22 protein-coding genes are annotated in these 22038 nt (G+C 52.5%); 14 read left to right on the top strand and 8 right to left on the bottom strand.

Annotation, left to right across the window (positions count from 1 at the left end):
• Positions 1-38 precede the first annotated feature (38 nt).
• Together HP566_RS20470 and HP566_RS20475 are read left to right on the top strand one after the other, a co-directional pair.
• Positions 39-905: a LysR family transcriptional regulator ArgP gene (locus HP566_RS20470; RefSeq protein ID WP_249979147.1), complete on the top strand. Its 867-nt coding sequence runs from the start codon at positions 39-41 to the stop codon at positions 903-905.
• 129 nt (positions 906-1034) lie between these two features.
• A complete protein-coding gene (locus HP566_RS20475) occupies positions 1035-2408 on the top strand; it encodes a glycerophosphodiester phosphodiesterase family protein (protein WP_249979148.1) in 1374 nt (457 codons plus the stop codon).
• Positions 2409-2446: 38 nt separating this feature from the next.
• Here HP566_RS20475 and HP566_RS20480 read toward each other — a convergent pair whose 3' ends face one another.
• Positions 2447-3004, bottom strand: coding sequence for a cytochrome b (locus tag HP566_RS20480; protein WP_249979149.1), 558 nt, complete (start codon positions 3002-3004; stop codon positions 2447-2449).
• Between the two features lie 284 nt (positions 3005-3288).
• The gene (locus HP566_RS20485; RefSeq protein ID WP_249979150.1) at positions 3289-4152 is read right to left on the bottom strand and encodes a LysR substrate-binding domain-containing protein; all 864 of its coding nucleotides are present in this window, start codon (positions 4150-4152) and stop codon (positions 3289-3291) included.
• Between the two features lie 100 nt (positions 4153-4252).
• On the opposite strand from HP566_RS20485, the gene HP566_RS20490 reads away from it, so the two are divergent.
• Positions 4253-5140: a DMT family transporter gene (locus HP566_RS20490; protein ID WP_249979151.1), complete on the top strand. Its 888-nt coding sequence runs from the start codon at positions 4253-4255 to the stop codon at positions 5138-5140.
• 5 nt (positions 5141-5145) lie between these two features.
• Here the strand turns inward: HP566_RS20490 and HP566_RS20495 are convergent, their stop codons facing one another.
• Positions 5146-5919, bottom strand: coding sequence for an RsiV family protein (locus tag HP566_RS20495; RefSeq protein ID WP_249979152.1), 774 nt, complete (start codon positions 5917-5919; stop codon positions 5146-5148).
• Between the two features lie 164 nt (positions 5920-6083).
• Positions 6084-7529, bottom strand: coding sequence for a hypothetical protein (locus tag HP566_RS20500; RefSeq protein ID WP_249979153.1), 1446 nt, complete (start codon positions 7527-7529; stop codon positions 6084-6086).
• Positions 7530-7848: 319 nt separating this feature from the next.
• On the opposite strand from HP566_RS20500, the gene HP566_RS20505 reads away from it, so the two are divergent.
• Entirely contained in the window at positions 7849-8232 is a 384-nt protein-coding gene (locus HP566_RS20505) for a septal ring lytic transglycosylase RlpA family protein (RefSeq protein WP_249979154.1), read from the top strand.
• Positions 8233-8346: 114 nt separating this feature from the next.
• Here the strand turns inward: HP566_RS20505 and HP566_RS20510 are convergent, their stop codons facing one another.
• Entirely contained in the window at positions 8347-10401 is a 2055-nt protein-coding gene (locus HP566_RS20510) for a TonB-dependent receptor family protein (protein ID WP_249979155.1), read from the bottom strand.
• A 168-nt stretch (positions 10402-10569) separates the two neighbouring features.
• On the bottom strand, positions 10570-11514 hold the full coding sequence (locus HP566_RS20515) for an AraC family transcriptional regulator (protein WP_249979156.1): 945 nt from the start codon (positions 11512-11514) through the stop codon (positions 10570-10572).
• Positions 11515-11737: 223 nt separating this feature from the next.
• Here HP566_RS20515 and HP566_RS20520 point away from each other — a divergent pair, with 223 nt between their 5' ends.
• From HP566_RS20520 to HP566_RS20530, 3 genes are read left to right on the top strand one after another with little or no spacing between them, the layout of a single operon-like run.
• A complete protein-coding gene (locus tag HP566_RS20520) occupies positions 11738-12472 on the top strand; it encodes an SDR family oxidoreductase (RefSeq protein WP_249979157.1) in 735 nt (244 codons plus the stop codon).
• Positions 12473-12513: 41 nt separating this feature from the next.
• Complete coding sequence (locus HP566_RS20525; RefSeq protein WP_249979158.1) at positions 12514-12963, top strand: carboxymuconolactone decarboxylase family protein; 450 nt, start codon at positions 12514-12516, stop codon at positions 12961-12963.
• Positions 12964-12975: 12 nt separating this feature from the next.
• A complete protein-coding gene (locus HP566_RS20530) occupies positions 12976-13335 on the top strand; it encodes an Atu4866 domain-containing protein (protein WP_249979159.1) in 360 nt (119 codons plus the stop codon).
• A 148-nt stretch (positions 13336-13483) separates the two neighbouring features.
• Here HP566_RS20530 and HP566_RS20535 read toward each other — a convergent pair whose 3' ends face one another.
• On the bottom strand, positions 13484-14443 hold the full coding sequence (locus HP566_RS20535; protein WP_249979160.1) for a TerC family protein: 960 nt from the start codon (positions 14441-14443) through the stop codon (positions 13484-13486).
• Positions 14444-15018: 575 nt separating this feature from the next.
• On the opposite strand from HP566_RS20535, the gene HP566_RS20540 reads away from it, so the two are divergent.
• Positions 15019-15225 carry a cold-shock protein gene (locus tag HP566_RS20540; RefSeq protein WP_009095703.1) on the top strand — a complete coding sequence of 69 codons (207 nt, stop codon included), beginning with the start codon at positions 15019-15021 and terminating at the stop codon, positions 15223-15225.
• A gap of 88 nt (positions 15226-15313) precedes the next feature.
• On the opposite strand, the gene HP566_RS20545 is transcribed toward HP566_RS20540, so the two are convergent.
• Complete coding sequence (locus HP566_RS20545) at positions 15314-16192, bottom strand: putative RNA methyltransferase (RefSeq protein WP_249979161.1); 879 nt, start codon at positions 16190-16192, stop codon at positions 15314-15316.
• Between the two features lie 751 nt (positions 16193-16943).
• On the opposite strand from HP566_RS20545, the gene HP566_RS20550 reads away from it, so the two are divergent.
• From HP566_RS20550 to nadX, 6 genes are all read left to right on the top strand, one after another.
• Positions 16944-17675, top strand: a complete 732-nt coding sequence (locus HP566_RS20550; RefSeq protein ID WP_249979162.1) for a TenA family transcriptional regulator — start codon at positions 16944-16946, stop codon at positions 17673-17675.
• Positions 17676-17764: 89 nt separating this feature from the next.
• Positions 17765-19219: an aldehyde dehydrogenase family protein gene (locus tag HP566_RS20555; RefSeq protein ID WP_249979163.1), complete on the top strand. Its 1455-nt coding sequence runs from the start codon at positions 17765-17767 to the stop codon at positions 19217-19219.
• Positions 19220-19253: 34 nt separating this feature from the next.
• Positions 19254-19733, top strand: coding sequence for a GlcG/HbpS family heme-binding protein (locus HP566_RS20560; protein WP_249979164.1), 480 nt, complete (start codon positions 19254-19256; stop codon positions 19731-19733).
• A gap of 109 nt (positions 19734-19842) precedes the next feature.
• Positions 19843-20859: a 2Fe-2S iron-sulfur cluster-binding protein gene (locus tag HP566_RS20565; protein WP_249979165.1), complete on the top strand. Its 1017-nt coding sequence runs from the start codon at positions 19843-19845 to the stop codon at positions 20857-20859.
• Between the two features lie 23 nt (positions 20860-20882).
• Complete coding sequence (locus HP566_RS20570) at positions 20883-21173, top strand: 2Fe-2S iron-sulfur cluster-binding protein (protein WP_249979166.1); 291 nt, start codon at positions 20883-20885, stop codon at positions 21171-21173.
• A complete protein-coding gene (gene nadX, locus HP566_RS20575) occupies positions 21170-21994 on the top strand; it encodes an aspartate dehydrogenase (protein ID WP_249979167.1) in 825 nt (274 codons plus the stop codon). The genes HP566_RS20570 and nadX overlap by 4 nt, the downstream gene beginning before the upstream one ends.
• The last annotated feature ends 44 nt before the right edge of the window (positions 21995-22038 follow it).

A 22038-nucleotide genomic window follows, 5' to 3' on the forward strand; every position in this document is an offset into this window, starting at 1 on the left:
TGATGTGTCCTTGAGGGCTTAGCTGATGGGGGTACCGCATGTTCGACTATAAACTGCTGCATGCGCTGGCCACCGTGGTGGAGTGTGGCGGCTTTGAGCGGGCTGGCGATTTACTGGGCCTTTCTCAGTCAGCGGTTTCCCAACGCATAAAAGCGCTTGAAGTGCGCCTGGGGCAGCCAGTGTTAGTCCGTCACCCTAAGCTATCGCCGACCCCAGCGGGCCAACGACTGCTTGCCCACTATCAGCAAGTACAGCTGTTGGAGCAGGATTTGCACCATGCACTGCCTACTCTGGATAATGCGGCACCCAGGCTACGCATTGCGATTAATGCTGATAGCGTGGTGACCTGGTGGGCAGCGGCGGTGGCGGAAACCTGCCAGGCAGACGGCGTATTGCTGGACCTCGTGATTGAAGATCAAGAAGTGGGATTAAAACGCCTGAAGGACGGCGATGTCGCCGCCTGCCTGTGTGCAACACCACAACCTGTCGCAGGAGCACGCTGCATTAAAATTGGCGAGATGCATTATCACCCACTTGCCTCCCCCAGCTATGTGGCACGCTATTTTCCTGATGGCCCTACCCCAGAAGCCTTCCAGCAGGCGCCTGCGATTGTTTTTGGCCCCCATGATCAGTTGCAGCACCGTTTTCTTGCTCAGTGTGGGTATCACGGGTATTTCCCCTATCATTTATGCCCTTCGTCCGAAGGCTTTGTACGCCTCGCAGCGGCAGGCATCGGCTATGGGATGATTCCCCAACTACAGACAGTTAAGCAGTTACAAAGCGGACAGCTCGCTAGCATTGCCCCTGGCCGCTCTCTTACGGTTCCCCTCTATTGGCACTTCTGGCGTCATAGCAGTCAACTAGTACAGCGCCTAACAGAAAGGCTGAACCGCCTCACGCTTTAGCATCATAGCGGTGGGTTGTGGCAGAAAGGCGGCTACACTCAAAGTGTTCATCCAGGGTTTGTCCGACAAGTCGATGATCGAGCGCAAGCAGTTTTCGTACAAAGCCTAGCATCACAGGGAACTTTGTTTATGTTATCACCTCTTCAAACCTCAGCCCTGCTGGTTGCGAGTGGCCTACTCATCGCAAACGTAGCCAATGGACAAGCGTCAAGCGCTGCCCCTCTTTGGAACGAGGCCTTAATCAGTGCTGCCCAGCAAGTGACGCTGGGGCCTAGGCCGCTCTTTTTAGTTAACGATATGAGTGCTGATAATGCTCATGAACGACGACTAAAAGCAGAATTGCTGGCCTGCGCGGCGGAGCAAACCCAATGGCAACGCTCTCCCTTAACCATTGGGCATCGAGGTGCACCCCTTCAGTTTCCAGAACATACTCTTGAGTCCTATTTGGCGGGCGCCCAGGGGGGAGCTGGCCTACTAGAGTGTGACGTTGCGTTTACCGCAGATGAAGAGCTGGTATGCCGACACTCTCAGTGTGACCTGCACTACACCACTAATATTGTGGAAACTGAATTGGCTCAGCAGTGTAGTGTTCCCCCCGCATTTGATGACACCACCGGTGAACTCACTAATGCGGCTGATATACGTTGCTGCACCAGCGATATCACACTGGCTGAATTCCGCACATTGCAGGGCATGATGGAAGGGGTGAATAGCGACGCCACCACGCTGGAAGCATACCTGGCTGGTACACCGGCCTGGCGCACCGAGCTATATGCCACTAGAGGCACGCTAATGAGCCATGCAGACAGCATCGCTCTCTTTCAGCAGCTTGGCGTTAAGATGACTCCAGAGTTAAAAATTCCAGAGGTAGAGATGCCATTTACTGGCCATTCAGAGCCGGGCTTTACCCAGCAGGATTACGCACAAAAGTTGATAGATGAGTATAAGGCAGCAGGCATTAACCCCCAGGATGTTTACCCGCAGTCGTTTAATCTTGAAGACGTGCTCTATTGGATTGAAAACGAACCCGAGTTCGGTGCTCAAGCGGTCTACCTGGATGGCCGCTATGACGATGAGAGCTTTGACCACAACGACCCGACCACGTGGCAACCCAGTATGGCCGAACTGGTCGAACAGGGAGTTGCCATTCTCGCCCCACCCACCTGGATGTTGCTCGAACCTAACCCTGAATTCACTAAATCAGACAGTGATCAAGCCGCTAGTGACACGGGTCACCAGCGCCGGCTTCAACCGTCGCGTTATGCCCAGGAAGCCCGCGATGCAGGACTATTGCTGATTGCATGGACCATGGAGCGCTCAGGGCCATTAGCTGAAGCAGACCAGTGGTATCACCAAACCACTCAGGCTGTCATACAGCGGGAGGGGGACCAACTGATCACTATCGATGCATTAATAAACGATGTTGGCGTGCTGGGCATCTTTAGCGATTGGCCAGCAACGGTCACCTTTTTTGATAACTGCGCTCAACGTGGTGCACCTTAAATCACTGATGAATAATTGAAAATTATTTACGGTCAGTTTTAATCAAACAAACTCATTCGTTTCATCACGTTATCGCGTTTGATTCGCCAATGAAACAGTGCCCCCACCACGTGTAGCACCACCAAAACAGCAATGGCCCACCCCAGGCGTTCATGCCACATAAACAGCTGTTCTGACAGAGCATCATGCTCCCCGATGAACCTCGGTAAATGCCAGTGGAAAAACTCTACTGGAAAGCCACCCGTGGCGGTAGCCGCCCAGCCAATAATGGGCATGATCACCAACGCCAGATAGAGCAAGTGATGCACACTGGTACTCACTAGCCGCTCCAACACATGTAAGGGAGGATCATGATCCGGCACCACAAATGCCAGGCGGGTAATAATGCGCAGCGTCATTAAGAGTAAGATAATCATGCCCAGCGTTTTATGACTGGTATAAAGGAGGTTGGTGAGTGTATTCCCCACTAAACTCACCGCTCGCTCATAACCAAGAGCCCCCAGCATTAACCCACTCGCCAACGAAAGCAGTACCGCCCCTGCCACCAGCCAGTGCAGTATCCGGTGCGGGTAGATATAGTGATCCAACTCGTGCATTCAGTGCTCCTAGCGGCCAATCACGTTATGTAGCGTTAAGCTTAGTGCAGTCACGAACGCTTGTAGGTATTAATCACACTCTCTTTTGATCAATTTTCTGCTGTAACTTTCTGGAAGCAGCGAATTGCTTTGAGGAGCCGAACCATACACCTCACAAAAAGCCTCGGTAATAGGTATTGCCAGCTCCCATTGCTGTTTCACATCACGCGGGAATTGCTGAAGAGTCATAATGGGATATGACACCTTTCAGTTAATAGACCAGCCAAAGCACCACCTTGTAATGCCTACGTGGATGCCGCCAGTTGCTCCCGTATTAACTCACCCAGCCGCCTTGCCGGCTCTGAGGGACGATGCGGTGCACGGTGCAACGCCAACTCAATCATGGGTAAAACAGGCAACCCGCTGCTTTCATCCAGTGGCCGCAGCGAAGGTGTCAGCATACTCCGGGTAACCACCACCACGGCCAGTCCAGCCGTCACGATGGGCGCCAGCCCTGCCATGGATTGGCTGGTATAGGCAACACGCCACTCTCTCCCCGCCGCCAGTAGCGCCTGCTCCGCCACTTCGCGAAAAACATCCGCACCTGGAGAGTACAGCGCCAGGGGGATAGGATCGCTTAGTGATGGTTGCTGGTTAACACCGACGGCCCAAATCAGTGGCTCACGGCGAATAACCTCTCCTCCTGGCGAGTTGCGTTGTCGCGTTACCAACGCCAAATCAATATCGGCTGTTTTTACCTGCTCCACAAGGTGGGCGCTGGTGCCACAAATCACCTTTAGCCCCACCGCCGGATACAGCTGGTGAAAATAGGCAAACACAGAAGGCAACAGCGAGGCGTAATCCTCAGGGATACCGAGTGTCAAATCACCGGTCACTTGGCGGGCCTGCATGTCGTTCCAGGCTTCATCATTCAGGGCCAGTAAACGACGCGCATGGGAAAGTAAGCGCTCACCTTCTGACGTAAAGCGCAGCCTTCGCCCCTCCCGTTCGTGCAAACTCATACCAAGTTGAGCTTCTAGCCGTTGTAACTGCATGCTCACTGTCGACTGGGTATACGCCAATCGCTTTGCCGCTGCGGTGACGCTACCGGTATCGGCGATGGTCACTAGCGTCCGTAATAGTGTCAGATCAAGTGTTGGTGCGCGCATACATCACCATTATTGATATAACCAATCAAAAAAGATCGATATTGTGATGGGTGGTTGCTGAGTATGCTGTGGGCTATCACCACAAGGCAAGGAGAAACCCATGCAACCCGTTCACCCTCACGAGGTCGTTGCACGTTGGTACAGTGTTGGGGCAGCGCTTGTGGCCGTGATGCTCTGGAGCGTTGCACCGCTGATGGCAGAGCTTGCGCGTACCACTCCGCCTTTCCAACTAACAGCGCTTACGTTATTGGCTGGCGCACTGGCCACGCTTCCTTTAAGCCGGCAGATCAATGTTTCCCGTGCCAATATGGCTTGGCAGCTCAGCGTCTGGTTGGGCGTTCCGTTACTTATTGTTGGGGCTGTTGGTAGCTACTTTATAGGTATGCGTCTCGCACCCGCTGCGGAAGCTGCGCTGATTACCTACACATGGCCCGTGCTGTTCGTACTGCTAAGCCAGTGGAGCCGCTTTGGCAGGTTGAAAATGGCGGGAGTGATAGGCGCACTCATTGCTTTTTCAGGCGCCGCAGTACTACTCCTGCCTCAGGCACTGAATGGAGGCTTTGGGGGAGCGGCCACTGGCTACGGATTGGCCTTAGTCGCTGCCTGCTGCTGGGCACTCTACTCCTGGCTGGGTCAAACCGCACCGGTGGCGTTATCCCCACTGTTGCCACGGTTACTGCTTATTGCCTGCGCTATCGCAGCAAGCGCCAGCTTTATTACCGAGGGCAATCCGAGTGTGGTAAATGGTGAAGCCCTGCTGGCTGGCATTGCACTCGGATTGGGGCCCTATGGAGTGGCAATGGTAGCCTGGGATAAGGCACTGCGCTTTGGACAAGCCAGTGTTGTTGGCAGTCTCGCCTACGGGGTACCCGTTCTAGCGGCCCTTATATTGGTGCTGGCAGATATGAGCGTCCTGGACTGGCGGCTACCTACTGCCGCCGTCCTGGTGGTCATCGGCTGTTTAAAAGCAGGCCACGTAGCTGGCTGAGCGCCTTAATGGCCTAAATAACGTGGCTTTGCTATGCCCTCCAGCTCATCAGTGGTTATCGTCAAGGAGGGCTGCCCTACAGCATAGGGGGCGATGTCATAAACGTTGTACTTCACCTCCCAGCCGGTTTCCAAAGGGGCAATATTACGGCTATCGCTTAAAGGCCAGGTGGCAGCAAACTGCTCATCCTGCTCCATCTCAGCCATCCAGCGCTGGTGCGCCTGGCCAAGCACCGCCTGAAACGCCTCCTGCTGCCCACCCAAGAGCATGTCATCGCCCGTTACAACGCGCTGTTGGCGTTCATCAATCACCATAAATTCTGTCATTGGCAACCCATGAGCCTGCCCGGCATGGTAGACATAGCTGTTGAGCTCCAGCACCAGAAGGTCGTTGTGGTGGGCGTATACGTCAGCCTTCAGCAGCGCTTCACTGGCCATAAAATCAGGCCGTACCTGGCTATCTTCTGTTGCCAGATCGAAGAAGTTTTGCGCATAACCATCCCAGCTCTCCGCTGGCAGTGCACTCTCTTCGGTAATCCCCATGGCAAGTGTTAATAAGCGCGCTTGCAGTTGCTCAGTCAGCTCTGGCGACTGAGGAAACTCTAATGCTGACACCGTCACTGCTGAACAGTTTTCCCCCTGGCAGTCCGGCGCTACATAGTATTTTTCCACTGCCAGAGTGGCAAGGGAGAACGGCTCTGCGTTGCTGTTCTCCGATGTTTGGCACCCGCTAAGCAGTAGCACCATAAGGGCACATAATCCACTGGTAACTCGCAGCATAAAACCTCCTTGTTGGCAGACATCAGGCCATTCTTTTAAGTGGTGTGTTTCAAAGCGACTTATTTAGTTTAGCCAAATGTAAACACCCTTGCTGCATAAAGCGAACAAGGGTGTTAAGGCGATACGTTGGTAACAGATGTACTACATTTTACCTATCTGGCATTTTACGTATCTGGCTGCATTTCAGTTGGCTCGGTACGTACTTCCAGCTCATACAAGCCACTGCCACTGGCACTGAAACCACGTGCACTCACTGTATAGGTACCCGGCAGCAGCGCTTGTTCCAGAAGTGAATTGGTGCCACCACCACCATCGTCATCGCTATAGGAAACGCCTTCGCCATATAGCTCGATATAGGTGTCGAAGTCAGTGGAGTTCATTCTTATCGTGACCAGCGAGCTTTCCTCTAACGTAAGTTCATACATCAGTGGCTCACCGCTATACCAGCCATTTAGCGTTTCATCAGGCGTTAACGCGCCCTCATTACGCAGCTCTACGCCTTCGGGTAACTCTTTGAGCTCAACCGACAGGGTGAATAAACCACTGTCGTAGCCAAAGGCCGTACGGGCAGTCAACTGATAGACACCTGGGGCCAGGAAGTCAGTAATACGGGCATCCAGGTTGCCAGCGCTGTCATCATCTTCACGGTAGTAGCCGTTAGGCCCCTGTAGTACCAGATACGAGTCGACATCGTTTGACCCCATCTGGACCTGATACATGCCCGCCTCTTCAATTTCCAACTCATATTGAAGGTCTTGACCGCTGTACCAACCGTTTAAAGAGTCATCGGGGGTAATGGTGCCATCATTACGCAACTCACCATCTCCCGGCAGTTCTCGCGGCTCGGCAGTTAAGGTGAATACACCATTGCCATCACCATATGCAGTACGTGCTGTCAGCTTATAGTCGCCTGGCGCAAGGAAATCAGAGATCCGTGCATTCAGATTACCTGCGCTGTCATCATCTTCACGGTGGTAGCCATGGGGGCCTTCCAGCACTAAATAGGCATCGAAGTCATCCGCATGCATCTCAATTTGGTACATGCCTGCTTCTTCGATTGTCAGGGTTAGCTCACGGGCAGTGCCATCCAACCAGCTATCAATCGGCGCGTCTATGGTGAGCGTGTCCGAATCACTCAGTTCAATGGTACGGCTATTAATGCTGAAGGGACCGTAGCTATGGGCATCAGCTCCACTGACCACCACGATATAGTCGCCACTCTCTTCGATACGGTGACGGACCGTTGGGGCACTTTTCAGCAGTTCGAGCTGATCATCATATAAAGCGACAATCCCTTGCAGAGCCCCACGCAGGGAAATCTCTACCAGTTCATCCTCTTCCAGGCTAATGGCATAACGTAAGAACCGGCTGCCATCTTTACCATTTAACTCACCGGCTGAGGTGATTTCACCACGAGTACGCTCACCCAACGTTAAACTATCCAGGCCCGCCACTGCGGAGTTTCGGTACTGCTCTGCCGCGGCGTTTTCCTCGGCAGGGGGTCCCTCAACGGCAGGTGTCGCGCCAGGCATTGCTTGCGCTGCTAAAAAGCCAACAACAGCACCGCCGACCGCAGCGATGATCAGCGTGAATGGGGAAGACTTGGCCATACGTGCATCCTTGTTCGGTAGCAATAATGCGGAAGATAAAGCAAGCCGAAATTATATGACGCTTAACTGAATAAAGTGAGCATTTAATAGAAACATTGCAGTGCACAAAAGCAGCGTCTGGAACTCATCCGCTGGCTCGCGATAACTTACTGAATCTCAAGCCCATAACGCCAAGATTAAAAAATCGTAATTTTGAGGCCATTTGTAGCGATCTCCTTAAAGCTTGCCGTCTCGAAAAGAGCACGTTACTATCCTTGAGCCTAGCAGGCACCTCATCAATGAAAGTGGCATTAGTGACACATAAAACTGAGGTACTCCCATGGGAGCCCATAAACGATTACTCCAAACGAGTTGCTTAGCGGCGTTACTCATTACCTTCACCGCTAATGGTGCTTTTGCACACGGTCTAGAAATACAGGAAGGTGTTGCTTCCTTCTATAGTGACCGCTTCCAGGGTGCCACCACCGCCAGTGGAGAACCCTTCGACCAACAGGCACTCACCGCAGCGCACCCAAGCTTGCCGTTTGGAACCAAAGTGCTGGTAACACGTCCCGATACCGGGCAGGAAGTAGAGGTGCTGATCAACGACCGCGGCCCCTTTGTGCAAGGGCGTATTATTGATCTTTCAAAGCGGGCGGCCAGCAAGTTAGGCATGATTCGCCGGGGCACAGCCCCCGTGATGCTGACCCTGTTAGACTCATAGCGAATTAACGGATAACACACCCGCAAGTGTGTGATACCCCTTAAACGATCAGTGTCGCAAGGCGGCCCACCACCGGGCCGCCCATTTGTATTAACTGCCCCACCAATCACAACGTTAAAAACGCAACGCTACTCCACCGTACACACTGCGCCCAGGAGCAGGCTCATAGAAACGGCCAAAGGTGCCATTCAGGCGTACATTAGCGTAGTGGTCATCATCTAATAGGTTGCGCACCCCTACATAGGCATTAAGCCGGGTATCACCACCCAACTGCCAACCATCGCCAGTACGCAGGTTGACCAGCCAGTAGCTATCGATCGCAGTTTCATTGGCATTGTCTGCCACCATACCACCCACATACTCGGTTTCCAGGGTGGCAAAACGCTCTCCCTGCCCCTCCCAGGTCAACTGACTGACCCAGGTTTGTTCTGGCAAGCCAGGAATGCGGTTTCCATCAAAGCGCTCGGCAGGCGTTGAAAAACGATCAAACTCGTAACGTGCCAGCGTCAAGGCGCTACTTAACCGCCACTGATCAGCAAGCTGCCAGCCCACCGCCAGCTCCACGCCATCCCTGTTGGTGTCGCCAGCATTCTGGTAGAACGTGCGCGCCCCTTCATCAAAGGGCACCAACTCATCGCGTACACGCACTGAAAAGAGTGCCATATCATAATCCATGGCCAATGGTTCGATATAACCACGTAAGCCCACTTCACGGTTCCAGGCTTTTTGCGGCTCAATGGCTGGATTAAAACCACCTCCAGCGGGGTTGGCAAATTCGGCAAAGGACGGTGTTTCAAACGCGGTGCCGGTATTGATATACGCTTGATGCTGAGGACGATAACGGTAACTTAAACCTGCCGAACCGCTCCACTCATTAAAGGTACGCTTGCCACTCTGGTCACCATCCACCAGATAGCGGTCATCCACCTCAAGCGCTACACGATCAAACCGCGCTCCTAGTGAAAACGTCACTGCTTCAGAAAGAGACAGATCAGCCTGAGCAAAGATTCCCGTTGCTGTGGCAGTTTGCGTTTCCTCGGCCACCTGCTCACCAACAGCGCCCTGTGAGTTCACGTCATTGCGAAAGCGGTCGTCGTCCTGACGCGCCACATCGACTCCCACAATGTAGCTCAGCGGTAAACTGCCCAACGCGACATCCTGATGATGCTCACTACTGGCACCCACATAGTCACGCTGATAACCCAGGCGGCTATCCCCCACGTAGGGTAATTGCTGTTCAAAATCGCGCTGGGCAATAAACCCTCTCAAATAGAACTCGCCAGGGCCCGCTGCCAGATCTTCATACTGCAAACCTATCAGCTGTTGATCCACACTTTGCCGTGCATCCAGGGCTAAGGAGTTGGGTGCGGCCTGATGACGCCCCTCCGCCACTTCCTGTGCAGTAAGCGCCCCGGCATCCTCTGAGCGTGGGTTCTCAAGTAAATTAATAATCGCCGTTATCGCCCGTTCACTACCCAGCTCCCGGCGTAACTTGGCATTGAGCAAGTACTTCTCGGTAGAGCTTTGTTCACGATAGCCACCGATATTAAGGGCAGACAGACTAACGTTATGCGACCACCCTTCATGGGCACCACTATTCTGAAGCGCCACTTTTTGATAACCATCGCTACCCGCACCAACACTGAACCGGGAGCCGGGGTTTTCCCGACCATCTGCGGTGGTAATATCAATCACACCACCCGCTGCATTGCCATACAGCACAGATGAAGGGCCACGAATCACTTCAATACGTTCTACACTGTCCAAATCAATAGCATCCAACTGGGCTTGCCCATCAGGAAGCGTATAGGGAATGCCATCCACCATGACCGTAATACCGCGCACACCAAAAGGGGCACGTGCTCCAAAGCCGCGTATCGCAATCCGCTGCCCCTGGGCAAAATTATCGCGGTTTTGCAGAAACACACCGGGTACACGCACCAATGATTCATCCAACCGGACCCGCTGTTGCCCCTGGGAGATATCATCCGCTTCCAGCGTCGATACCGCCGCAGGCGTGGCATAGAGTTCGCGGGCAAGGCGTGGTGCGCTCACTTCCACCGTTTGCAACTCAGTCGCCGCTTCACCATCCGTAACCGTTTGGGCCCATAACGGGCTGGCGATAACAGTGCTTGTAAGTAGCAGCGAAGACGGCATTAACTTTCCCATGGCATCCTATCCTGGTGAGTTCTCATATGTGGTTCTGGAATTTAGGATAGCCGCTTCACTGCTAGTGAAGCGCTTATTTGTGTCAACTATCTCTCCAGCAGAACACACCTGTTCTTGTTGTATAGCATTAACTTGCAGGTAGGCAGGTAATAAACGCTTATCACGCTATTAGTGCGGCAAAGCGATATCTGCCAAGTGAGTTGGCGGCAACAGCCCCAGAACCTTCTTCATGGAACGTACCTCCTCAGTGGGCGGTCGACCGAAAAAGCGCTTAAATTCACGGCTGAACTGTGATGCACTTTCATACCCCACTCGATTCGCTGCTGACGCAGCCGTTAACCCATCCCGTATCATCAGCAGCCGGGCATGGTGCAAACGGGTGGATTTAATGTACTGAATAGGGGATGTTTGAGTAACGGCTTTGAAGTGAACGTGAAAAGCAGGTGTGCTCATGCCCGCCTCTCCAGCCAGGCTACTGACCTCCAGTGTATCAGCGTAATTCGTATGAATTCTCCTTAAGGCCTTCGCGATTTTACCAAACTGGCCATAATGTGAGAGCGCAGAACGAACGCTACCGCCCTGCTCGCCCACCAGCACCCGATAGAAGATTTCTTTGACAATGAGAGGGGCCAGGATGCGTGCGTCTGCTGGGGAGGCCAAAGCGTCCAGCAAGCGTAATGTCGCATCCAGCAGTGGCTCTCCAAGTGGGGTAGACAGCATCCCCCGTGGTGCATCCAGCGTATTACCACCCGACGCTTCCAACATCGTTACCAGTTCAGAGATAACCACCGCATCCAGCCGGATAGAAAGGCCAAGCATCGGCTCTTCCGGGCTTGCTTCCGTTTCCGATGTGAATGGTAACGGCACTGAAAGCACAAGATAGTGTTGTGCATCATAGATATAGATGTCATCTCCCAGATAACCACGTTTACGGCCCTGGCAGATAATCACGATGCAGGGTTCATAAAGAGCAGGGGTATGTTTAAGGGGACGGTTAGCGCGCATTAAGCGCACGCTATCCAACAGCGACTGGGTGTACCCTTCATGTGGTGCTAATTGATACAAGCGCTCGATAATCCTGTCGTGAACCTGAGAGTCGCTACCTGTCGTCATACCCACCACCTGCTCACTGGATGCAGTTTGATAAAGAAAACAATAAGCCCGTCAATATGCGTCATTACGGTATAAGAGCAATATACATGCTTTATGCTGAAACTCAGTACCTAAAACCATCCATCAAATAGAATTAGGCAAACATGCAATAGAATTGTCTCTATTGCCACTGCCAGCCAGCCTCTAATCTTCTCCAGGTACATACCCTCTGGAGGATTAACCCATGCCCCATTCATCCACATCCAAAGTCATTTTATTAACCGGCGCCAGCAGCGGCATTGGCGAGGCCACTGCCCGCTGGCTAGCAAGGCAAGGCCACCGGCTGGTCATTGGCGCCCGCCGCACGGATAGGCTGGAGGCATTGAGCCACGCCATTCGTGCCGATGGTGGCACGGTGGATTATCAAACGCTGGACGTTACTGATCTTGCAGCTATGCAAGCGTTTGCCAATTTCGCGCTCAATACCCATGGCCGTATCGATGTCATCATCAATAATGCCGGTGTTATGCCGCTTTCACCCTTGGCAGCGCTCAAGATTGACGAGTGGAACCGCATGATTGATGTCAATATTCGCGGTGTTCTCAATGGCATCGCTGCCGTTCTACCCACCATGCAGGCTCAGGAAAAGGGCCAGGTGATCAATATTTCCTCCATTGGCGGCCTTATGGTCGTGCCTACCGCTGCCGTTTACTGCGCCACCAAATATGCCGTACGCGCTATTTCCGATGGATTACGCCAGGAAACCAATAACATCCGCGTCACCTGTGTCTATCCAGGCGTGGTGGAGTCCGAACTGGCGAACACCATCACCGACCCCGAATCGGCCAAACTGATGGAAACCTATCGGCAGATTGCTCTCAAACCCGAGGCCATTGCATCAGCCATCGCGCATGTTATCGGTCAGCCGGATGACGTTGATACCAGCGACATTGTGGTACGACCCACAGCGAGCAACTAATTCTTGCCCATGTTTTTAGCAACGACTCCGCGGAGTAAATAATGAAACGTCAAATGGCTTTATTGCCCTTCCTGACGCTTGCCTGCGCACTATTTCCGTTTGCTGCACAGGCAACGACGACAGAAGCCCGCAGCGAGCGAGGAGCAGAAGTAATTCGCAATCTTAATCAAGGTGCAGACCAACCAAACCTGGAAGCAATGCGCGAAGAGTTCCCTTTTCTCGCCGAAGCCACGGAAGCTTATGCTCTTGGCGATGTCTGGAGTCGTTCTGGCCTTGATGACCGGACACGCCAACTGACAGCAGTAGCGGTGATGGCCGCCCTGGGCGAGGTTGGCATGATGCGTGTCCATGCGGGTTACGCACTTAACATTGGCGTTAGCGAGGAAGAGCTTAAGGAAGTGATCTATATGATCACGGTACCTGCTGGCTTCCCCCGTGCCATTGCTGCATCTCAGGTTCTATCCGAGCTGTTTGCCGAACGTGATACCTAGAGAGAGGTGTTTATGCAAGAGACTCAGCTTCCCATCTACTGGCAACGTGCACTGGTGATCGCTGGCATCATCACGGTGTTTCCAGCAGCCACCACTGCTCAACCAACCCACAATAACGGAGACGACGCTATGGCAGACCACCCCTATGTTGGCATGTGGGTCACTGAAGATGGCCGGGTGCGTCATGAGCTTTTACCCAATAACCGCTATGATGAGGCCCGCGGTGAACGTGAAAGCGCTTATCAGGGTCGCTATCAGGTGACTGATAACTACATAGAATATTGGGATGACACCGGTTTCACCGCTGATGGCGAATTCATTGATGATGTGCTGTATCACGGCGGTATGGTGCTATACCGGTCTGTTGAATGAAACAACTACGCTCCCCCCTTGCGACGCGATGGGGGGAGCTCTGTCTGCAGTATCAATCGCACCGACCATTTACTTTACGGCGCGTCTCACTACAACTGGAGGGTGGGCTCAGCGAATGAAAAACTCACCCGCCTCCAGGGAGATTGATTCAAGAGAGCCATTCACGCTTACGAGCACGTATCAGGCTAGCAACCACCGATATAGTCAAGATAGAGGCAATGACACTTAGCGAGAGCCATACCGGCACTTTAATCCAGTCCACTACCAGCATCTTGACGCCAATGAACACCAGAATCATCGCCAGACCATACTTTAAAAGTGAGAAACGGTCACCTACATCGGCCAATAGAAAGTACATCGCACGCAACCCCAGAATGGCAAACAGGTTGGAGGTCAGCACAATAAAGGGGTCGGTAGTAATCGCAAAAACAGTGGGAATACTATCAACAGCAAAAATCATATCTGAAATTTCGACCAGTACCAGAGCCAGGAAAAGAGGCGTGACCATACGCATCCCATCCTGAACGACAAAGAAACGTTCGCCCACCATCTGCGGTGTAATCGGGAACCGGTTACGCATCCATTTTAATAACGGATTCTGCTCTAAATCCTCCGACTGCTCCGCTGAGCGCACCATTTTAATGCCGGTAAACACCAGAAAGACGCCAAAGACGTAAAGAATCCAGTGGAAGTCCGAAATAATCCAACTTCCCATAAGAATCATTATGGTACGTAAAAAAACAGCACCTAAAATGCCGTACAGCAGCACGCGTCTCTGAAGCTCCAGCGGAACACAGAAGTAGCTGAAAATCATCATCCAGACGAATACGTTATCGACCGCCAAAGATTTCTCAACCACATACCCTGCAAAGAATTTCAGTGCCGTGTCGTTAGCAATGTCGCGCCCAACCGTCAGGGCCAGATACACCCACAGGCCAATACCAAAGAGAACCGCTACAGAGACCCAGGCAATAGACCACCCGGCGGCTTCTTTTAGCGATACACGATGACGCTCTCCTCCTTTAAAGATAAGCAAATCAACCGCCAGCATTACTAATACAATGGCTGCGAAGATGCCCCACAACCATCCATTTCCCATCGTTTGCATCGCGCCACCTATCTCAAGGCAATAAAAAAGACCCGCGTCCGAAGGACACAGGTCTTTTTTGCAATAGATAGAACGCACGAGACCTTGCCCTTCGGCAAGGTCTCGCTTGCAACAGTATCTGTTGCCTGTGATGCCGGGCGACCATTTAAGGTCAGCCGTCATGACGACACCACAGCGAAAAGCTACTCCCCTTGTATGCTCAATACTAGCCACTCCTTTAGTGGTGTCAAATACTCAATTATCTGTTGCAGTCTAATGATGGTATTCGCTAATTTCACCACAGCCCCAGCGCCCCATTCCCCAAATGTCATTCACGCTAACAGCACACTGAATGGTCGGCCGATGGCGACAGAGTTCAACCCGCCATCCGCCGCACTCAGAAAAAAAATGTAAAAGGCTTTGACCTAAGCCCAGAAGCATGACAATGTAGTGTCAGTTGGAAAGCAAGCAGCATGGTTTCAGAAGCGTACGATCTTTTTCGGCAGCCTGATATTGTATTCCTTGTTTCACCCACTACTTCATCTGGGTAATACCAGGAATTTTATTACGGCGCATTAGCGCGAAAGGATCTACACATGGCAACTGGCACAGTTAAATGGTTTAACGACACCAAAGGTTTCGGCTTTATTGCTCCTTCTGACGGTGGCGACGATCTGTTTGCTCACTTCTCCGAAATTCAGTCTGACGGCTTCAAAACCCTTCAAGAAGGCGCTAACGTCTCCTTCGACGTTACCCAGGGTAAGAAAGGCCTCCAGGCTTCTAACATCAAGCAAATCTCCTAACCCTTAGGTTAAGTATTTGCTCGGGCCTTTCCAGGCCCAATAACAAGGCCCGCTTATGCGGGTCTTGTTGCATTTTGCCCTTTCAGTCTCAAACACGCTGCCACGCAGTCAAACGCACATCCACCGTCAGAGTTAATTCCTCCAAAGCTTCTGCACGCGCACGCCCATCGGCAGTGGCACGGTACAGATGTGGCGTCATAGCCAATAAATCACTAATCATCCCCTTTCCTTCAAGCTGCAACTCGTAGCATAACGTCTCAGTATACTGATACCCAAAGCCCTCGGGCACTGCCAGCCCACCTGAACGCTCTGGCTTTAAGGCTGGATAGATCACTTCCCTTAGCTGCCGCAAGTGATTCGGCCCTGCTTCCACCTGAAGCAGTAAGCCTCCCTCCTTCAACACGCGGGAAAACTCGCTATACACAGGAAACCCAAACATGCACAGCACACTGTCTAGCGCTCGCGACTGAACCGGTAGGTGCGCATTACTGCCGACTACCCAGCTTGCCTGATGCGTTTGCTCGGGCGCTAATTGCCTCTCCTGTTTGGCTGCTGACAAAACCGCCCACTTGGAAATATCCAGCCCCATCAGCGCAAGCGAGTGCACACCAGAAACTGCCTGCACCAACTGCCGCAGGTAATAACCCTCACCGCACCCTGCGTCCAAACAACTGTACTGCGCTTGCTGCACAGCAAGGATATCGCGGTGCTGGCTAATTGCACGTCTCACCAACGCAGCAATGGGCTGATAATGCCCGCTATTTAAAAACCGCTGGCGGGCAGCCACCATCGTCTTACTATCGCCTGGATCGTGTGAACGCTTATGTTGCACGGGTAGCAGGTTGACGTAGCCTTGCTTGGCAATATCAAAACCATGCCCATTCACACAACACAAGGCACCGCCCATTAACTTGAGTGGCTTCCCATCTAATGGGCATGCCAGTGCTTGAAACGGGATGTTACTCATAGATGATTCATGCAGGAGTGAGGATGCGGGTTAGTACCGCAATCAATGCGGCTCAAAATAAAGAATTGGTTATCTTACCAGGGTAACAGCAATAAAACTGAAGAACGCACCTCATCAAAATTAACCTCATCAACTGAGATAGTACAGCGCCTCAGATACAAGCAGAGCCATCCTACATAGTGGTTGACAGGTCGTGCCACCCCATCCAGAAGATCTGCGAATCGGGCATTTCCAGGCACCTGACAAGACAGCCCCGGCTCAGGGACAGCCGTTACAGTGCCTATTACGACATTCACTGTAGGCCTATGGCACAGTTTAACAGGTATTCCATATCAGCTTGGTATGGCAATGAACATACGACGTATCACCGACACACTCTTCATACATCAGTGATGTGCTTCCCAGCAACACGATAGAAACACCATATACAGAATACCAAAAATCCCACCACTTTATTATTACAACATACGTATCACTCTAAAAACCAAAACATATATTTTAATAATAATTATCTGTATTTAAAGAAAAAAACATCATACCAACGACGACAAACAAGCATCTGAACTGATTCTCTCAGGAAACGCCTTGACACTGACAAGCCTTCAAAGCTAATCTCAAAAAACGGTTCTTGGTATACCAAGAACCATAAAGAGAGGGTGCGCTTATGCTGTAACCGGCCCTCACACTTTGTTCCACCAACAACAGCAACCACGACTACCAATCCAAACAGTCGACCGCAGGAGACTCCCCAATGACTCAGTTAATGAATCGAGACGATTTCCGCACTGCACTAGAGGAAGCCATCAAAGGCAAAAGTGCCAATAAAGCCCCTTTCAGCATCGCCTGGGCAAGTGGCAAGCTATCCAGAGAGCATCTTTCCCGCTGGGCGGAAAATCATTATCACTATGTAGGCCCCTTTGCCGATTATCTGGCCTATATTTACGCCAATACGCCCGAAACCTATACGGAAGCCAAGGATTTTCTACTTCAGAACATGTACGAGGAAGAGCTTGGCGGTGATCGCCATACTGACTTGCTGATCCGCTTTGCTGAGGCGTGCGGTACTACGCGTGAGCGCGTCGAAAACCCTGACAATATGTCGCCAACTACGCGGGGGCTGCAGAGCTGGTGCTATGCCATAGCCATGCGCGAACATCCCGTTGTTGCGGTCGCGGCACTCGTTGTTGGCCTGGAATCACAAGTGCCTTCCATTTATCGCAGACAAACCCCAACCCTTCGCGAGAAGTACGGCTTCACTGACGAGGAAGTCGAATTCTTTGATCTGCACATTGTTTCCGACGAGATCCATGGTGAGCGCGGCTATCAGATCGTGCTCGAACATGCTGACACTGTCGAGCTGCAACAGCGTTGCTTGCGCATATGTGAAATTGGCGCCCAGATGCGTTTGCTCTATACCACCGCGCTTTACTATGACTACGTTGCAAGCGATCTCCCCATCACCGAGCTGGATATGGCTGCCTGAACTCCAGACACCCATGAACCATCATGCCTGCCCCTCCTGCAGAGGAGCGGCAGGTTGACGAGTACCAGTGACCTGATGAGGTGAGCACTTTGAATCCTACCCCGTTGTTTCTCAATTACATTGATGGCCAATGGGCTGCCAGCACCACAGGCCAGACCTTTGAAAATCGCAACCCAGCCGAACACGATGAACTGCTGGGCAACTTTCAGGCCTCCTCCGCCGATGATGCCCGCCTCGCGATTGAAGCGGCTGACAGTGCATTTTCAGGCTGGCGGGCAACGCCTATTTCCAAGCGAGCCAAAGTGCTCAACGGCGCTGCAGATTACCTGGAAGAAAACATTGAGGCCTTTGCCGAAGAGCTGACGCGAGAAGAGGGCAAGCTGTTAAGCAATAGCCGCGACGAAATTGCACGCTCAGCCCAAACGCTGCGCTTTTACGCTGTTGAAGGCCTGACGATTACTGGCGAAACCTTTCCCCAGGATGATGCAAAAATGACGGTATACACCCAGCGTGAGCCGCTGGGCGTTGCGTCCATCATTACCCCGTGGAATTTTCCAATCTCGATACCTGCCCGAAAAATTGCCCCTGCTTTAATTACCGGCAACACCGTTGTCTTTAAGCCCTCATCAGACGCCCCTTTAATTGCTTACCGTCTTGCCGAAGCACTTCACCACGCTGGCGTACCAAAAGGCGTTTTCAATTTCATCACGGGCAGCGCATCCGCTCTGGGGCAAGAACTCACTACCCATACTGCCATCAAGGCCATCTCCTTTACCGGATCGACCCAGGCAGGCGAAGCCATTCAGCAAGCAGCCGCCATGAGCACACGCACACAGATGGAACTAGGGGGCAAAAATCCTCTTATCGTGCTCGCCGATGCCAATCTCGACCAGGCTGTCGACCTGACGATCAAAGGTGGCTTTTCCCTAACTGGCCAAGCATGCACAGGGACCAGCCGCGTGCTAATCGAAAAATCGGTCAAAACGGATTATCTGGAACGCCTGGTTGCCAAGGTCAAGGAATTGAAGATTGGCAACGGGCTGGCGCAAAGCACTCAGATCGGCCCTCTTGCCACCCGACAACAGCTTGATACGGTATTGCGTTATATCGACATTGGCAAACGCGAAGCCGCGCATATCCATGGCGGAGAACACCTTACAGGTGAAGGGTATGACAACGGATACTTTGTTTCTCCAGCCATTTTCAGCGATGTGACCCAGCAGATGCGCATTGCTCGCGAAGAGATATTTGGGCCGGTCGTAGCCATTATCGAGGTTGATGGGTATGAAGACGCCATCGCCAAGGCCAATGACTCTATGTATGGCCTATCCGCGGCCCTTGCGACTCAGAACCTCGAGTATATACAACGCTTTCCAAGCGAGATTCAGTCCGGAACCGTCAAGATTAATCGCACAACGACGGGCAACCTGGTGAACGCCCCGTTCGGAGGCCTCAAGCAATCAAGCACATCGACTTTCCGAGAATCTGGACGCGCCGGTCTCGACTTTTTCACCCAAACCAAAACCATATATCTAGGTTACTGACCCCCTCCCCCTGACGATAATTTCAAGGTGAATCATGAAAACGTTTTTCCGACTGGAACTCGAAGAAGCTAAATTAATGGTCGAAGCGGCCAAAAAGCGCTCTGAAGAAATCAATGTGCTGGAGAGCATCTGCATTGTCGATGAAGGTGGCTATCCCCTCGCCTTGGAACGCATGGACGGCGCACGGGTTACCGGCCCTCAGATCGCCTGGAACAAAGCATTTACGGCTGCGGGCCACAAGCGCTCTACCCACCTATTCAACACCCCCCCCAATGGCCCGGCTCTACCAGGTAACGAAGCTTTCGGTATCCAATGGAGTTTTGAAGGAAAATTTGCCGTTTTCGTTGGCGGCTTCCCCATCGTGGTTGATGGCGAAGTGGTAGGTGGCGTTGGCTTGAGTGGCGGTAATGGAGAACAAGACACTCAAGCAGGTCTGGCTGCTTTACAAGCCCTGCAGGATCACTTGCGCAACAGTGGTCACGAAGTCGTCGTTCAGGCGGACATTAAAAAGTAAGCGGGACCAAGCGAAGGCGCTGGCCTTCGCTTTCGTTGATCCAACGAGAAGCCAACTTCGACATATAAGCATTCGGCACTTCTGATATTGAGGTGCCAAGGAGGCCGTCATGACCTATTCCATAACGCTTTCAGAAACCTCCGATACGTTTGATGTTCAGCCCAACGAGCCGATACTGATTGCTGCTGAGCGTGCCGGCCTACAGCTAATGCATGACTGCCGCTTCGGCGGCTGTGGTGCCTGCCGCATTAAACTGCTGAGTGGCCAGGTAAGCTACGAAGAACCTCCTTTCGGACTAACCGAAGAAGAGCGCGGGCAGGGATATGCACTGGCCTGCCAGGCGATGCCACAAAGTGATCTTACTATCAGTGCACAGTTACGCCCTGAAGGTTTTATTCCTGCCGATTATCACGTCGCGACCATCGCTCAAATCGAAAAGCTCAGCCATGATGTCATTCATTTGATATTGCGTATTCCTACCGCTGCCGAGGTAAGTTTTCACCCTGGCCAGTACCTCAATATCATGCTGGATGATGGCTCACCTCGTAGCTTCTCGATGGCCTCACCACCGAAGGGTGATCTCTTCAACTTGCACATTCGTCGTGTGCCAGGAGGGTTCTTTACCAGCCGACTGGAGAGTCATTACCACATCGGAGACACACTGGATGTAGAGCTTCCCCTGGGTAATTTTCGCTATGACGCACAAAGTTCCCGCGACCTCCTGATGATTGCAGGCGGTACAGGGCTCGCTCCAATCAAAAGTATTATTGAGTCATTGCGAAGTACTCCGCCTACGCCCCGCATCATGCTGTACTGGGGGGTCCGTCGCGCCGAGGACCTATACCTGGATGAGTTGCTGTGCCAGTGGGCTCGTGAACTCACTAATTTCCACTACATTCCCGTGCTCTCAGAGGCTGATGGACAGTGGCAAGGTGCACGCGGTTTTGTCCATGAAGCTGTATGCCGCAATCACGACGACCTAAGCCAATTCGATGCCTACCTTTGTGGACCGCCCCCGATGATCGCTGCCGCCAAGCGGGAATTACCCCTACGCGGCATCAACGTCGAACGTATTTTCGCCGACAGTTTCAACTTCACTCACGAACTTGATGGCAGCGTGGCCTAAGCCACTGCCTAAGGTGTATCGCTATGCTGGATATCACTTTCATCACCAATAATAACAAGACCGTTAGCGCCCCGGAGGACTCCAACCTGCTGCGTGTCTCACTCCGCGAGCAGGGAGGCATCCCTTTTAAATGCGGCGGAGGCTTATGCGGCACCTGCAAGTGTCGCGTTGAAGAGGGCCGTGAACATACCGATAGCATTAAGAAGAAAGAGCAAAAGTTACTCAGCGAGGATGAGTTAGCACAGGGATATCGACTCGCCTGCCAAACATTCCTCAAGGGGAATGTTAAAGTCTCCTGGGAGACACGCGCATGAACAAAACGGCAAAGCGCCAGATCCGGGCAGGGCTGATTGGCTACGGTACCGCAGGCCGTGATGTGGCCAAGGGAATTCTGGCAGGAAATGCTGGCGACTGCCAGCTTACAGCGGTACTGGTGCGTAATAGCCACCGCTATTCGGGCACTGAGCTACCTGCGGGTACATTAACCGACAGTATCGATGCATTTTTCAATGCGGGCCTGGATGTTGTTATCGAAACAGCCGGACATGATGCCGTACGGCATTACACCAGTCACGCTTTGTCGAAAGGCTGCGATGTCATGGTTGTGTCGGTCGGCGCTTTTAGTGACCAGGCCCTACTCAATGACACTCTTGAAATAGCCCGACAGCAAGGCAAACGGGTGATCATTCCCTCAGCGGCCATTGCAGGCCTTGACCGTCTATCCGCAGCCACCCTGGGCCACGTGGACAGCATCACACTAACGACACGCAAGCCTGTTAAGGCTTGGCGAGGTACCTTTGCGGAAGAAATCCTCAATCTGGATACGATTAGCGAGCCAACGCTGGTATTCGAGGGTAATGCTCGTGAATCGTCACGCCTCTTCCCCGAAAGCGTCAACGTTTCAGCCGCGCTCAGCCTTGCAGGAATCGGTTTCGAATCCACCACCGTGCGCGTTCTGGTCGACCCAACCATTGAGAAGAACATTCATGAGGTTTCTGCTCAAGGGGTATCCGGAGAAGTGCGTATTGAAGTGCAAAATACCCCTTCGCCCGGCAACCCCAAAACAGGGTATATCGTCGCAATGAGCATTCTCAGCTCTCTGCGCCAATTAACCTCTCCGATGATATTCAGCTAACCTTCCCTTAGCTCTACTATCGGCATATACATCACAGCGGGTAT

Origin of the sequence: Vreelandella olivaria (assembly GCF_023507745.1) — a bacterium.
Taxonomy (GTDB): domain Bacteria; phylum Pseudomonadota; class Gammaproteobacteria; order Pseudomonadales; family Halomonadaceae; genus Vreelandella; species Vreelandella olivaria_A.

Coding starts and splice junctions, on each gene's coding strand:
- HP566_RS20505 (WP_249979154.1), top strand. CDS start 7,849: ATGGGAGCCCATAAACGATTACTCCAAACGAGTTGCTTAGCGGCGTTA.
- HP566_RS20525 (WP_249979158.1), top strand. CDS start 12,514: ATGAAACGTCAAATGGCTTTATTGCCCTTCCTGACGCTTGCCTGCGCA.
- HP566_RS20485 (WP_249979150.1), bottom strand. CDS start 4,152: ATGCGCGCACCAACACTTGATCTGACACTATTACGGACGCTAGTGACC.
- HP566_RS20535 (WP_249979160.1), bottom strand. CDS start 14,443: ATGCAAACGATGGGAAATGGATGGTTGTGGGGCATCTTCGCAGCCATT.
- HP566_RS20490 (WP_249979151.1), top strand. CDS start 4,253: ATGCAACCCGTTCACCCTCACGAGGTCGTTGCACGTTGGTACAGTGTT.
- HP566_RS20565 (WP_249979165.1), top strand. CDS start 19,843: ATGACCTATTCCATAACGCTTTCAGAAACCTCCGATACGTTTGATGTT.
- HP566_RS20495 (WP_249979152.1), bottom strand. CDS start 5,919: ATGCTGCGAGTTACCAGTGGATTATGTGCCCTTATGGTGCTACTGCTT.
- HP566_RS20540 (WP_009095703.1), top strand. CDS start 15,019: ATGGCAACTGGCACAGTTAAATGGTTTAACGACACCAAAGGTTTCGGC.
- nadX (WP_249979167.1), top strand. CDS start 21,170: ATGAACAAAACGGCAAAGCGCCAGATCCGGGCAGGGCTGATTGGCTAC.
- HP566_RS20550 (WP_249979162.1), top strand. CDS start 16,944: ATGACTCAGTTAATGAATCGAGACGATTTCCGCACTGCACTAGAGGAA.
- HP566_RS20470 (WP_249979147.1), top strand. CDS start 39: ATGTTCGACTATAAACTGCTGCATGCGCTGGCCACCGTGGTGGAGTGT.
- HP566_RS20500 (WP_249979153.1), bottom strand. CDS start 7,529: ATGGCCAAGTCTTCCCCATTCACGCTGATCATCGCTGCGGTCGGCGGT.
- HP566_RS20530 (WP_249979159.1), top strand. CDS start 12,976: ATGCAAGAGACTCAGCTTCCCATCTACTGGCAACGTGCACTGGTGATC.
- HP566_RS20515 (WP_249979156.1), bottom strand. CDS start 11,514: ATGACGACAGGTAGCGACTCTCAGGTTCACGACAGGATTATCGAGCGC.
- HP566_RS20570 (WP_249979166.1), top strand. CDS start 20,883: ATGCTGGATATCACTTTCATCACCAATAATAACAAGACCGTTAGCGCC.
- HP566_RS20520 (WP_249979157.1), top strand. CDS start 11,738: ATGCCCCATTCATCCACATCCAAAGTCATTTTATTAACCGGCGCCAGC.
- HP566_RS20545 (WP_249979161.1), bottom strand. CDS start 16,192: ATGAGTAACATCCCGTTTCAAGCACTGGCATGCCCATTAGATGGGAAG.
- HP566_RS20475 (WP_249979148.1), top strand. CDS start 1,035: ATGTTATCACCTCTTCAAACCTCAGCCCTGCTGGTTGCGAGTGGCCTA.
- HP566_RS20510 (WP_249979155.1), bottom strand. CDS start 10,401: ATGGGAAAGTTAATGCCGTCTTCGCTGCTACTTACAAGCACTGTTATC.
- HP566_RS20480 (WP_249979149.1), bottom strand. CDS start 3,004: ATGCACGAGTTGGATCACTATATCTACCCGCACCGGATACTGCACTGG.
- HP566_RS20560 (WP_249979164.1), top strand. CDS start 19,254: ATGAAAACGTTTTTCCGACTGGAACTCGAAGAAGCTAAATTAATGGTC.